Source organism: Blastococcus sp. VKM Ac-2987, assembly GCF_026967805.1.
Taxonomy (GTDB): Bacteria; Actinomycetota; Actinomycetes; order Mycobacteriales; family Geodermatophilaceae; genus Blastococcus.
Window position 1 is genome coordinate 163117 of sequence record NZ_JAPVBG010000003.1, and the last position, 12465, is coordinate 175581.

The window sequence follows — 12465 nt, forward strand, 5'->3', positions numbered from 1 at the left end:
CGGCGTGTTCCGTCCCGTCGCAGCCCATTGCCCGGGCGAGGTCGCCGGGCCAGGCTGGCCCTCCCCGACCTGCGGGGGCTGACCGGGAGGCCGAGCCATGACCGCCGATCCACGAGCACGTCCCGCCCGCCCCGCGACCCGGCACGGGGTCGAGGCCGAAGCGGTGGCGGCCGGTTACCACCAGAAGCGGCAGCTGCGCACCGGGACCGCCGGCTGGGTGCTGCTGGCCGGGCTCGGTGTCGCCGCCGTCATCTCCGGTGACTACGCGGGCTGGAACTTCGGCCTGGCCGAGGGCGGCTTCGGCGGCCTGCTGATCGCCGTCGCGCTGATGGCGCTCATGTACTCGGCGATGGTGTTCGGCCTGGCCGAGCTCGGCTCGGCCCTGCCGACCGCGGGCGGCGGCTACACCTTCGCCCGCCGGGCGCTGGGCCCCTGGGGCGGCTACGCCACCGGGGTCGCGGTGCTCATCGAGTACGCCATCGCGCCGGCGGCGATCGCCACCTTCATCGGCGCCTACGTGGAGTCCCTCGGGCTGTTCGGGATCACCGACGGCTGGTGGATCTACCTGGCCGTCTACGCGCTGTTCATCGGCATCCACCTCCTGGGGGTCGGCGAGGCGCTCAAGGTCATGCTGGTCATCGCGGGCATCGCCGTCGCCGGGCTGGTGGTGTACCTGGCCGGGGCCATCCCCGCCTTCGACGCGGCGAACCTGCTCGACATCGCGCCCACCGACGCCGCCGGCGCCTCGGACTTCCTGCCGTTCGGCCTCATGGGCATCTGGGCGGCGTTCCCGTTCGCCATCTGGTTCTTCCTCGCCGTCGAGTGCGTGCCGCTGGCCGCCGAGGAGGCTCGCGACCCCGCCCGCGCCATGCCGCGCGGCATCGTCGCGGCCATGGGGCTGCTGCTGGTGCTCGCGGTGCTCATGCTGGTCTTCACCGCCGGGGCGGGCGGCTCGGAGACCATCTCGGCCAGCGGCAACCCGCCGGTCGAGGCGCTCCAGGTGGCCGGCGCGTCGTCGGCGCTCACCTCGGTGGTGAACTACGCCGGGCTGTTCGGGCTGGTCGCCAGCTTCTTCTCGATCATCTACGCCTACTCGCGGCAGACCTTCGCGCTCTCCCGCGCCGGCTACCTGCCGCGGGCGCTGTCGGTGACCAACTCCCGCAAGGCGCCGGTGCTGGCGCTGCTGGTGCCCGGAGCCGTCGGGTTCGTGCTGTCGCTCACCGGGCAGGGCGCGATGCTGCTCAACATGGCCGTCTTCGGGGCCACGGTCTCGTACGTGCTGATGATGGTCAGCCACATCGTGCTGCGCCGCCGGGAGCCCGAGCTGCCGCGGCCGTACCGGACGCCGGGCGGCACGGCGACCACCGGCACCGCGCTCGTGCTCGCCGCCGCGGCCGTCGTCGCCACCTTCCTCGTCGACGAGGTCGCCGCGCTGTGGACGCTGGCCGCCTACGCGCTCTTCCTCGGGTACTTCGCGGTCTACAGCCGCCACCACCTCGTGGCGTCGGCCCCGGAGGAGGAGTTCGAGCTGCTCGCCGCGGCCGAGGAGGAGGTGCGGTGACCGTCCGCCGGACGACGCTGGGCGGGCACACGTACGAGTTCCCGGCCCTGTCGGATCTGCTGGCCAAGGCGACGCCGGCCCGCTCGGGCGACGTGCTGGCCGGGTGCGCGGCGGAGTCGGCGGCGCAGCGGGTCGCCGCCCAGACGGTCCTGGCCGACCTGCCGCTGAGCACCTTCCTCACCGAGCAGGTGGTCGGCTACGAGGAGGACGACGTCACGCGGCTGATCCTGGACACCCACGACCCGGTCGCGTTCGCACCCGTCGCCGCGCTGTCCGTGGGGGAGTTCCGCGACCGGCTGCTCGGCTGGGCCGCCGCCGGGGACGAGGCGGCGATCAGCGGGCTGGCCCGCGGCCTCACCCCGGAGATGGTGGCCGCGACGTCGAAGCTGATGCGCAACGCCGACCTGGTCGCGGTGGGGCGCCGGGCGCGGGTGGTGACCGGGCTGCGCAGCACCCTGGGGCTGCCCGGGCGGCTGGCGTCGCGGCTGCAGCCCAACCACCCGACCGACGACCCGATCGGCGTCACGGCCTCGATCGTCGACGGGCTGCTGCAGGGGTCCGGGGACGCGGTGATCGGCATCAACCCGGCCACCGACTCCCCGGGACGGACGATCGCGCTCCTGGAGCTGGTGGACGCGGTGATCCAGCGTTACGACATCCCCACCCAGTCCTGCGTGCTGGCCCACGTGACGACGACGCTGCAGGCGCTGGAGAAGGGGGCGCCGGTGGACCTGGTGTTCCAGTCGGTCGCCGGCACCCAGCCGGCCAACCGGGGATTCGGCGTCACCCTCGACCTGCTCGCCGAGGCGCGGGAGGGCGCGCTGGCGCTGGGTCGCGGGACGGTCGGGCGCAACGTCACCTACTTCGAGACCGGCCAGGGCTCGGCGCTGTCGGCGGACGCGCACCGCGGCGTCGACGGGCGGCCGGTGGACCAGCAGACCCTCGAGGCGCGGGCCTACGCCGTCGCCCGGCACTTCGAGCCGCTGCTGGTCAACACGGTGGTCGGGTTCATCGGACCCGAGTACCTCTACGACGGCAAGCAGGTGATCCGGGCCGGGCTGGAGGACCACTTCTGCGGCAAGCTGCTCGGCCTGCCCATGGGGGTCGACGTCTGCTACACCAACCACGCCGAGGTCGACGCCGACGACACCGACACCCTGACCCTGCTGCTGGGCGCGGCGGGCTGCCCGTTCGTCATCGCCGTCCCCGGGTCCGACGACGTGATGCTGCACTACCAGTCGCTGTCGTTCTCGGACGTGCTCACCGCCCGGCAGGTGCTCGGCCTCCGGCCGGCGCCGGAGTTCGAGGCCTGGCTGGCCCGGATGGACCTGCTGGACGACGACGGGCGGGTGCGGTCGCTGACCGCGGACGCACCCGGGGCGAAGGCGCTGCTCGCGGCGGCGCGGTCGTGAGCGCCGGGACCGGGCAGGTGGCCGACGACCCGTGGGCGGCGCTGCGGGCGGCGACCCGGGCCCGCGTGGCCCTGGGCCGCGCGGGGGACGGGCTGCCCACCGCGCGGGAGCTGGAGTTCCGGCTGGCGCACGCGGTGGCGCGCGACGCCGTGCACACGGCCCTCGACGCGGACCTCGTCCGGGCCGGGCTGGACGGGCTACCGGTGCTCGAGGTGCACTCGGCGGCGGCCGACCGCGCCGAGTACCTGCAGCGGCCCGACCTCGGGCGGCGGCTGGCGCCGGGGTGGTCGCTGCCGCGCCCGGAGGCCGACGTCGCGATCGTGCTGGCCGACGGGCTCTCGCCGCGCGCCGTGCACGAGCACGGGGCGGCGCTGGTCATGGCGCTGCTGGACCGGCTGGCCGACTGGTCGGTCGGGCCGGTGGTGCTCGCCGCCCAGGCGCGGGTGGCGCTCGGCGACGAGATCGGCGCGGCCCTCGGCGCCCGCGTCGTCCTGGTGCTGATCGGCGAGCGGCCGGGGCTCTCCTCGGCGGACTCGCTCGGCGTCTACCTGACCTGGGCGCCGCGGCCGGGCCGGGTGGACGCCGAGCGCAACTGCGTCTCCAACGTCCGGCCGCCGCACGGCCTGGGCTACGCCGACGCCGCCGACCTCGTCGTCCGGCTCCTGGGCGCGGCGCGGGAGCTCGGCGCGTCCGGCGTCGCGCTCAAGGACGAGGGCCCCGCGCTCCCCTCCGGCGCCGGCTGAGCGGCGGGGGAGGGGGGCGCGGGGCCCGTCGGGTCCGGTCGGCGTCAGGGGCCGCCGGGCCGCCCGGTGCCCGGGTCCTCGCGGGTCCCGTCGCCGGGGTGCCGCTCCACCGAGACCGCGGTGGTCAGACCGTGGTGGGAGTGCGCCTCCTCGATCTCGTGCGTGGCCTCGCTGAGGAGCGGCACGGTGGGCTTCCGGGGAAGCAGCCGCCGGACCAGGGGCCACAGCAGGACCAGCGCCACGATGACGTACACCGTGACCGTCAGCGGGGTGACCAGACCGCTCAGCTGGCCGTTGCTCAGCTGCAGGGCCTGGCGCAGCTCCGCCTCGGCGTAGGGGCCGAGGATCACCCCGATGATCGCCGGCAGGATGGGCAGGCCGTACCGGCGCATCATGAACCCGAGCGCCCCGATGACCAGCAGCAGGAACAGGTCGAACGGGTTGGCGTTGGCCGCGTACGCGCCGAGGCTGGAGAAGAACAGGATGCCCGCGTAGAGGTACGAGCGGGGGATCCGCAGCAGCCGGGCCCAGAGCGGTGCCAGCGGCAGGTTGAGCACCAGCAGCACGGTGTTGCCGATGAACAGGCTGGCGATGAGGCCCCACACCAGCACCGGCTCGGTGTCGAACAGCCGCGGCCCGGGCTCGATCCCGTAGCTCTGGATGGCCGCCAGCATGACCGCCGCCGTCGCCGTCGTCGGGATGCCGAGGGTCAGCAGCGGGACCAGACCGCCCGCGGCGGAGGCGTTGTTCGTCGCCTCCGGGCCGGCCACCCCCTCGATCGCACCCTTGCCGAACTCCTCCGGGTGCTTGGACAGGCGCTTCTCGGTGACGTAGGAGAGGAAGGTCGGGATCTCCGCGCCGCCGGCGGGGATGGCCCCGAACGGGAAGCCGATCGCGCTGCCGCGCAGCCACGGCTTCCAGGACCGGCGGAAGTCCTCCCGGCTCATCCGGGGGTTGCCCACCGGGATGACGTCCAGCGGTCGCCGCCGCAGGTGCGCCGCCGTCCACAGCGCCTCGCCGACGGCGAACAGGCCCACCGCGACGACGATGACGTCGATCCCGTCGGCCAGCTCGGGGACGCCGAAGGTGAGCCGCTGCTGACCGGACGTCGGGTCGATGCCGATCAGCCCGATGGTCAGCCCGATGCCGAGCGCGGCCAGGCCGCGGATGCGGGAGCTGCCGAGCACCGACGTCACCGCGATGAAGGCCAGCACCATGATGGCGAAGGTGTCCGCCGGTGAGACCTCGACGGCCAGGTCGGCGACGGCAGGGGCCACCAGGGCCAGCAGCAGGGTGGCGATCGTGCCCGCGACGAACGACCCGATCGCCGCGGTGGCCAGTGCCTGGGCCGCCCGCCCCGACCGCGCCATCTTGTTGCCCTCGATGGCGGTCACCACCGAGGCGCTCTCGCCGGGGGTGTTCAGCAGGATCGACGTCGTCGAGCCGCCGTACATGCCGCCGTAGTAGATGCCGGCGAACATGATCAGCGCGGTCGTGACGTCGAGGCCGCGGGTCAGCGGCAGCAGCAGGGCGACGGTCATGGCCGGCCCGATGCCGGGCAGCACGCCGATCGCGGTGCCGAGCAGCACGCCGATGAACGCGTACAGCAGGTTGGTCGGCGTCAGCGCGGTGCCGAAGCCGCCGATCAGTTCCGAGAAGGCGTCCATCAGAGGATCCCCTCCAGCACGCCCACGGGCAGGGAGATGTTCAGCCCCAGGACGAACAGGTACCAGGAGCCGACGGACAGCACGACGGCGATCACGGCGTCCCGGACGTAGTGCCGGCTGCCGAGCGCGAAGGCCGAGCCCCAGAAGAGGACCGCGCCGGAGACGGGCCAGCCGAGCGGCTCGATCAGCAGGGCGTTGGCGACGAAGGCGGCCGCCAGCATGGCGATGGTCAGCCAGTCGCTGCCGCCGGTCAGCTCGACGTCCTCGCCGCCTTCCGGCTCGCCGCGGCCGCCGCGCCACACGTCCACGGCGAGGAAGCCCGCCACGACCACGAGGAGCCCGCCGACCACCAGGGGGATCGTCGCCGGTCCGACCGGGCCACGGGCGATGAGGCTCTCCGGCAGGAGGAGCGCCTGCACGATGACGAGGATCCCGAGCGCCGCGAGGAACAGGGCCACCCCGAACTCGGAGCGGCCCTGTTCCGGAGCGCCGCCGGGAGCGGCAGAGCTCATACCAGACCCAGCTCGCTCATGACGGACTCGACCCGGTCGCTCTCCTCGGTGAGGAACTCGGTGAAGTCGTCACCGGTGACGAACGCGTCGGTCCAGCCCTGGTCCTCGAGCACCTGCTGCCACGCCTCGCTGTCGTGCATCTCGGTGACGGCGTCGACGAAGCGCTGCCGCTCGTCCTCGGTGATGCCCGGAGCGGCGACGATCCCGCGCCAGTTGGAGAAGACGAGGTCCACGCCCTCCTCGGTCAGGGTCGGGGCGTCGACGCCCTCGACGGGCTCCTCGCTGGTGACGGCCAGGATCCGGACGTCGCCGGAGGCGGCCGACTCGGCGACCTCGCCGACACCGGTCGCGGCGAACGCGACGTCCCCGCCGAGGATGCCGGCCAGCAGCTCGCCGCCGCCGTCGTAGGCCACGTAGTTGACGGCCGTGGGCTCCACGCCGACCTCCTCGGCCAGCAGCATCGGCGTCAGGTGGTCGGGGCCGCCCGGGTTCGACGCGCCGCCCACCGGGGTGTTGCCCGGGTCGGCCTGCCACGCGGCGACGAGGTCGTCGAGCGTCTGGTAGGGGGAGTCGCCCGGGACGACGATCGCCTCGGCCTCCTCGATCAGCTTGGCGACGGGGGTGGTCTCGTCCAGGGTCGCCTCGGACTGGTTGCTGAACTGGGCACCGACGACACCGAGCCCCATCTGCATGAGCATCTCGGCGTTGCCCTCCTCGTTCACCAGCCGCTGGAGGCCCACCGTGCCGCCGGCGCCCTCGAGGTTGAACACCTCGATCGACGAGGCCAGCTCCTCCTCCTCGAGGACGGTGGCCACCTCGCGGGCGGTGGTGTCGTAGCCGCTGCCGGGCGAGTTCGGGACCAGGAACCGCAGCCCGCTGATCGCCCCCTCGTCGCCGCCGCCGGACGCGGAGCCGCCCTCGGCGGTGGTGCCGCAGCCGGTGAGCACGAGGCCGGCGGCGACGGTGCCGACGGTGAGCCTCCGCAGGGAAGCAGTGCGCATGTGTTCCTCCTGTGTGTCCGGCGGGTTCCCGCCGTCTGACAGGACGGTGTCAACGGGGTTGGGCCGTGTCACCCTTGCGTGCGCAATGAGCTTTGTGGTCGTTGTGTCCACGGTCACAGCGGTGTGCCGGCCGGGCAGCATCGGCACGCCCACCTCCCCCGACGACAGGAGATGCCCGTGACCCGGCGGCTCTCGCTCGCCGGCCAGCTCCTGGCCCTGCAGGTGGTCATCATCTGCGTCGTCCTGGTGGGCGTGGCCGCGGTGACCGTGGCCCAGTCCACGAAGCGGGCCCAGGAGACCGAGGGGCGCCGGGCGCTGTCGGTCGCGGAGACCCTCGCCAACGCGCGCATCCTCCGCGAGGCCGTCGACGAGGGCAGGGTCGACTACGTGCGGATCGCCGCCGAGAGCACCCGGAGCGTCTCGGACTCGGCCTCGGTGGTCGTCGCCCGCGACGACCGGGAGGTGATCGCCAGCGCCGACCCCGGCGAGCTGGGCACCCGGTTCCCGGTCGGGGACAGCACGGTCCTCGAGGGGCGCGCGTGGCTCGGGGAACGCGAGTTCGACGGCCGGTCGGCCGCCGTGGCCATGGTGCCGGTGCTCACCGGGCCGGAGCGCGACACCGCCGGCTTCGTGGCCGTCACGCGCTTCTACCCGTCGCTGATGGACGGTCTGGCCGCGGCCGCGCCCAACCTGCTGACCTACCTGGGGCTGGCGAGCGGGATCGGGTTCGGCGGCTCGTTGCTGGTCGCCCGCCGGGTCAAGCGCCAGACCCTGGGTCTGGAGCCGGCCGAGATCACCGGGCTGGTGGAGCACCGCGACGCGATGCTGCACGGCATCCGCGAGGGCGTGGTGGGCCTCGACCTCCGGGGCCGGGTGACCCTGGTCAGCGACGAGGCGATCCGGCTGCTGCAGATCCCCGGGGACGCGCTCGGCCGCACCCTCGCCGATCTGGGGGTCGGGGAGGAGATGCGGGACGCCCTGCTCTCCGACGAGGTGGAGCGGGACCGCGCGGTGGCCAGCGGCGGGCGCGTCGTCGTCGTCAACCGGCTGCCCATCGCCAGCCACGGGCGGCCGATCGGCTCGGTGACGACGCTGCGCGACCGCACCGAGCTGCTCGAGCTGCGGCGCGAGCTGGACCTCACCCGGCACGTCACCGACACGCTCCGCGCGCAGGCCCACGAGTTCAGCAACCGGCTGCACACGATCGCCGGGCTGATCGAGCTGGGGGAGGGCGACGAGGCGGTCCGGTTCGTCCACCGGATCAGCTCGAGCCGGTCCGAGCTCGCCGGGGCGGTCACCGAGGCGGTCCGCGACCCGTCGGTGGCGGCCCTGCTGATCGCCAAGGCCAGCCAGGCCGCCGAGCTGGGCGTCGAGCTGCGGATCGCCCCGGACTCCTCGCTGCCGGTCCTGGACGGCGAGCTGAGCGCCGACGTCGCGACCGTCGTCGGGAACCTGGTGGACAACGCCATGGACGCCGCCTCGTCGTCGGCGCAGCGCTGGGTGGAGGTGACGGTGGGGCTGATCGACGGGGAGGTCGACGTGGTGGTCCGGGACTCCGGGGCCGGGGTGCCGCCGGGCATGGAGAAGGAGGTGTTCCGGCGGGGCGTGTCCACCAAGGGCGGCCCGGCGCCGGACGCCGCCGGCGCGCCCGCCCGGGAGCGGGGCATCGGGCTGTCCCTCGTGCACCTGGTGTGCGCCCGCCGCGGCGGGGAGGCGACCGCGTCCTCGGCCGGTGGCTCCACCTTCACCGCCCGGCTGCCCGCCGAGCCGGCGCTGATCAGCTCGTGATCCGGGTCCTGATCGTCGACGACGACTTCATGGTCGCGAAGGTGCACGCCGGGTTCGTCGCGGCGCTCGACGGGTTCGAGGTGGTCGGCTCCGCCTCGACCGGCGCGGCCGCCCTGGAGGCCATCGGCCGGCTGGCGCCGGACCTGGTGCTGCTCGACGTCTACCTGCCGGACATGACCGGGCTGGACGTCCTGCGGCGGCTCCGGGCGGAGGCGTCGGGCGTCGACGTCATGGTCATCAGCGCCGCGCGGGACGTGGAGAGCATCCGGAGCGCGCTGCACGGGGGCGCCCTGCACTACCTGGTCAAGCCCTTCGACCGGGGGACGTTCGAGTCGCGGCTGCATGACTACGCCGCGCTCCGGGCGGAGCTGACCGAGCTCGGCGACGCGGCCCAGGCCGACGTCGACCGGCTGTTCGGAGGAGCCCGGGGCACCGCTCCGGCGATCGCGCCGACGCCCAAGGGCATCGCGCCGGAGACCCTCGAGGTGGTCCGCGGCGCGCTGCGGGCGGCCGGCCCGGAGGGGCTGTCCGCCTCGGAGTGCAGCGAGCGCACCGGGCTGGCGCGGGTCAGCGCCCGCCGGTACCTGGAGCAGCTGGTCGCGCAGCAGGAGGCGGACGTCCGGCAGCGGTACGGGACCGCCGGGCGCCCCGAGCGACGCTTCACCCTGCGCCCGGGGTCCGGTCGTGACCGGGCGCGATGACGCAAGGACCGAAACGACCGTTAGCTGCGCAATGCTGACGTCGCCGCCGCCGGGGGGTGATGCTGACCACATGACCATCGTCGTGGGCTACGTCCCCACCCCCGAGGGCGAGGCGGCGCTGTCGGCCGCGGTCGCCGAGGCGGGCCTCCGCCAGCAGCCGCTGCACGTCGTCAACACCTCGCGCGGCGACGCCTACGTCGACAACCGGTTCCTGCCGGAGGAGCAGGTGGCCGCGCTGCGCGAGCGGCTGGACGCCACCGGCGTCGTCTACGAGATCGACCAGAAGGTGCGGGGTCACGAGGCGGCCGAGGAGGTCGTCGAGGCGGCGGACCGGGTCAAGGCCAGCCTCATCGTGATCGGTCTGCGGCGCCGGTCGCCGACGGGGAAGCTGATCACCGGCAGCCAGGCGCAGCGGATCCTGCTCGACGCGAACTGCCCGGTGCTGGCGGTGAAGGCGGCCCGCTGACCGGGCGTCGCCGGCTCAGCCCAGCAGGTCGAGCGCGGCGCCCGGCGCGCGGGCGAGGTTGCCGAAGATGGTGCGCAGGCTCTGCGCCAGGTGCTCGGTGACCGCCGCGGCGGCCTCGTCGCCGTCGCCGGCCAGGAGCCCGTCGCACATCCGCAGGTGCTCGACGACGGACACCTCCACGCGCTGCGGGTCGATGTGCGACAGGTTGCGCAGCCGGGCGGTGTGCGGCCGCAGCTCGGCGATCGTGCGCCGGAGGTGCTCGTTGCGGGTGGCGCCGATGACCGCCCAGTCGAACCGGTCGGCCAGCTCGTAGAAGGCGCGGGAGCGCGCCGGGGAGGGCGCGCGGCGCTGGAGGCGGGCGAACCCGGTGCGCATGGCGGCGAAGGCGCGGCGCAGCTCGGGAGCGCCGGCCGCGGCCTCCGTCGCCTGGCGGATCGCCGCGGGCTCGAGCAGCGCGCGGAAGTCGAACAGGTCGCGGACGCTCTGCAGGGACACCCGCGAGACCCGCGCTCCCTGCCGCGGCGCCAGCTCCACCAGCCCCTCGCCGGCCAGCCGGCGCAGCGCCTCCCGCACCGGCGTCCGGGAGGCGCCCATGCGGTCGACGAGCGCGAGCTCGGACAGGGGGGTGCCCGGGGCCAGCTCGCCGAGCTCGATCTCCTCCTTGAGACGGCGGTGGACGAGGTCGGCCTTGCTGACGTCGCTCGCCGGCTCCCGTCCGCCGGGTGCGGTGGTCATCGCACCTCCTCTGCCGGGAACGGCACCCCGACGTCCGCCGCGAGCGCGCGGAGGTCGGCCAGCGACTGCTCGGCGAGGAGCACCCCACCGGCCGCGAGGTTCACCGCCTCCGCACGGTCCTCCACCTCCCCCGGGTGGAACACCTCGTCGAACCCCTGCGCCAGCGGCACGGCCTTCACCTCGTCGACGAGCTGCCGCACGCGGGCCTCGTAGCCGGCGCGGTCCCCGAAGGCGTCCGGGTCGAGGACGAGGAAGAGGTGGCCGCAGCGGCTGCGCTCGGCCGCCTCGTAGGGGCCGTGCACCCCGGTGCCGACGGCGCTGCCGGTCAGGGCGCCCGACAGCACGTCCATCAGGAAGCTGATCGCGTATCCCTTGTGGCCGGCCATCGGGAGGAGCACGCCGAGCACCCCCTCGGCCGGATCGGTCGTCGGCCGCCCGTCGGGGGCGAGCGCCCACGACTCCGGGATCGGCTCGCCGCGGTTCCCGGCCAGGTGGATCTTCCCCCGTGCGACCGCGGTGTTCGCGATGTCGACGGCCACGACCCCGCCGTCGGGCCCCGGCGCGGCGATCGACCACGGGTTCGTGCCCAGCCGCTTCTCGCGGCCGCCCCACGGCGCCATCGCCGGGCTGGCGTTGGTGGTGAGGACGGCGACGAAGCCCTCGCTGGCCGCCCGGCGGGTGAAGTACATGGCGGTGCCGAAGTGGTTGGAGTCGCGCACGCCCACCACCCCGACGCCGTGGGTCCGGGCCCGCTCCACGGCCAGCAGGCGGGCGCGCTCGGCCAGCACCTGGCCGATGCCGTCCCGGCCGTCGAGCAGCACGAGGGGGCCGGTGTCGGACAGGACGGCGGGATCGGTGACCGCCCGCATGGCGCCGGACCGCAGCCGGGCCGCGTACCAGGGGAGGCGCAGGAGGCCGTGCGACTGGTGACCCCACAGGTCGGCCTGGACCAGGCTGTCGGCCACGATCGCCCCGTCGGCCGGGGGGACGCCGAGGGCGGCGAGGATCTCGACCCCCAGGGCCCGCAGGGTGTCCGGTGCGATCCGCTGCTCCGTCATGACAGGACCTCGTCTCGTCTCTGGCGTACTACATGATGTATACAGCAGGTATGCAGAACGGCGACAGCTTCGAGGGGACGGCGATGTTCAGCCTGGTGGTCCAGATGGAGGTGCAGCCGGGCCGGCGCGAGCAGTTCCTGGCCGGGATGAGCGCGAACGCCGAAGCGTCGGTGCGCGACGAGCCGGGGTGCCTGCGGTTCGACGTGTGCTCGGTCGAGGGCGACGAGAACCGCTTCGTCCTGTACGAGCTCTACACCGACGCGGACGCGTTCGCCGCGCACAAGGCGTCCCCGCACTTCGCCGAGTGGCGCACGATCGCCGCGCAGGTGCTCGCCGGCCAGACCAACACCCCCGGCCGGCTGCTGGTCACCCACACCACCGAGGAGCCGTCATGACCCAGCCCGTCCCGCCGTCGATGGTCCTGCGCAGGGAGGAGATCGAAGGGTTCGACCGCGGCAACGGCGTGGTCACCCTGCCGTTCGTCGGGAAGTGGAACTGCTCGAGCAACCGGGTGACCACCGGTATGACCGTGTTCTCCCCGGGCACCGGCATCCCGCTGCACTCGCACAACGTCGAGGAGACCGTGCTGGTGTTCGAGGGCGAGGCGACCGCGGTCGTCGGGGACGAGGAGTTCGACCTCGTCGCCGGTCAGGCCACCTGGGTGCCCGCCGGCGTCCCGCACTGCTTCCGCAACCGCGGCAAGGGCTCGATGACCATCTACTGGGTCTACGGCGGGCGCGACGTCACCCGGACGATCACCGCCACCGGCGAGACGTTCGAGCACCTCTCGGACGCCGACCGCGGCGCCACCCCGGCCTGAC

Annotated in this window: 13 protein-coding genes; 8 read left to right on the forward strand and 5 right to left on the reverse strand. The window is 74.2% G+C overall.

Annotation, left to right across the window (positions count from 1 at the left end):
- Positions 1-97: 97 nt before the first annotated feature.
- Genes eat through eutC form a run of 3 tightly spaced genes read left to right on the forward strand, consistent with a single transcriptional unit; the run spans position 98 to position 3716 of the window.
- Complete coding sequence (eat, locus tag O2W17_RS16080; RefSeq protein WP_269193447.1) at positions 98-1561, forward strand: ethanolamine permease; 1464 nt, start codon at positions 98-100, stop codon at positions 1559-1561.
- Positions 1558-2973 (forward strand): ethanolamine ammonia-lyase subunit EutB, encoded by a 1416-nt coding sequence (locus O2W17_RS16085; RefSeq protein WP_269193448.1) that lies wholly within the window; start codon positions 1558-1560, stop codon positions 2971-2973. The genes eat and O2W17_RS16085 overlap by 4 nt, the downstream gene beginning before the upstream one ends.
- Positions 2970-3716, forward strand: coding sequence for an ethanolamine ammonia-lyase subunit EutC (eutC, locus tag O2W17_RS16090; protein ID WP_269193449.1), 747 nt, complete (start codon positions 2970-2972; stop codon positions 3714-3716). Before O2W17_RS16085 ends, eutC begins: the two co-directional genes overlap by 4 nt.
- Positions 3717-3760: 44 nt before the next feature.
- On the opposite strand, the gene O2W17_RS16095 is transcribed toward eutC, so the two are convergent.
- From O2W17_RS16095 to O2W17_RS16105, 3 genes are read right to left on the reverse strand one after another with little or no spacing between them, the layout of a single operon-like run.
- Positions 3761-5383 carry a tripartite tricarboxylate transporter permease gene (locus O2W17_RS16095; protein WP_269193450.1) on the reverse strand — a complete coding sequence of 541 codons (1623 nt, stop codon included), beginning with the start codon at positions 5381-5383 and terminating at the stop codon, positions 3761-3763.
- Complete coding sequence (locus tag O2W17_RS16100; RefSeq protein ID WP_269193451.1) at positions 5383-5895, reverse strand: tripartite tricarboxylate transporter TctB family protein; 513 nt, start codon at positions 5893-5895, stop codon at positions 5383-5385. Before O2W17_RS16100 ends, O2W17_RS16095 begins: the two co-directional genes overlap by 1 nt.
- Positions 5892-6896 carry a Bug family tripartite tricarboxylate transporter substrate binding protein gene (locus tag O2W17_RS16105; protein WP_269193452.1) on the reverse strand — a complete coding sequence of 335 codons (1005 nt, stop codon included), beginning with the start codon at positions 6894-6896 and terminating at the stop codon, positions 5892-5894. Before O2W17_RS16105 ends, O2W17_RS16100 begins: the two co-directional genes overlap by 4 nt.
- A gap of 171 nt (positions 6897-7067) precedes the next feature.
- Here O2W17_RS16105 and O2W17_RS16110 point away from each other — a divergent pair, with 171 nt between their 5' ends.
- The 3 genes from O2W17_RS16110 (at position 7068) to O2W17_RS16120 (ending at position 9851) form a co-directional block, all read left to right on the forward strand.
- Positions 7068-8684: a sensor histidine kinase gene (locus O2W17_RS16110; protein WP_269193453.1), complete on the forward strand. Its 1617-nt coding sequence runs from the start codon at positions 7068-7070 to the stop codon at positions 8682-8684.
- On the forward strand, positions 8681-9385 hold the full coding sequence (locus O2W17_RS16115) for a response regulator (RefSeq protein WP_269193454.1): 705 nt from the start codon (positions 8681-8683) through the stop codon (positions 9383-9385). Before O2W17_RS16110 ends, O2W17_RS16115 begins: the two co-directional genes overlap by 4 nt.
- A gap of 70 nt (positions 9386-9455) precedes the next feature.
- On the forward strand, positions 9456-9851 hold the full coding sequence (locus O2W17_RS16120) for a universal stress protein (protein ID WP_269193455.1): 396 nt from the start codon (positions 9456-9458) through the stop codon (positions 9849-9851).
- 15 nt (positions 9852-9866) lie between these two features.
- Here O2W17_RS16120 and O2W17_RS16125 read toward each other — a convergent pair whose 3' ends face one another.
- Both O2W17_RS16125 and O2W17_RS16130 read right to left on the reverse strand, forming a co-directional pair.
- The gene (locus tag O2W17_RS16125) at positions 9867-10586 is read right to left on the reverse strand and encodes a GntR family transcriptional regulator (RefSeq protein ID WP_269193456.1); all 720 of its coding nucleotides are present in this window, start codon (positions 10584-10586) and stop codon (positions 9867-9869) included.
- On the reverse strand, positions 10583-11644 hold the full coding sequence (locus O2W17_RS16130) for an Ldh family oxidoreductase (protein ID WP_269193457.1): 1062 nt from the start codon (positions 11642-11644) through the stop codon (positions 10583-10585). The genes O2W17_RS16125 and O2W17_RS16130 overlap by 4 nt, the downstream gene beginning before the upstream one ends.
- A 50-nt stretch (positions 11645-11694) precedes the next feature.
- On the opposite strand from O2W17_RS16130, the gene O2W17_RS16135 reads away from it, so the two are divergent.
- Positions 11695-12039, forward strand: coding sequence for a putative quinol monooxygenase (locus tag O2W17_RS16135; RefSeq protein ID WP_269193458.1), 345 nt, complete (start codon positions 11695-11697; stop codon positions 12037-12039).
- Positions 12036-12464 (forward strand): cupin domain-containing protein, encoded by a 429-nt coding sequence (locus O2W17_RS16140; protein WP_269193459.1) that lies wholly within the window; start codon positions 12036-12038, stop codon positions 12462-12464. The genes O2W17_RS16135 and O2W17_RS16140 overlap by 4 nt, the downstream gene beginning before the upstream one ends.
- Position 12465 lies beyond the last annotated feature (1 nt).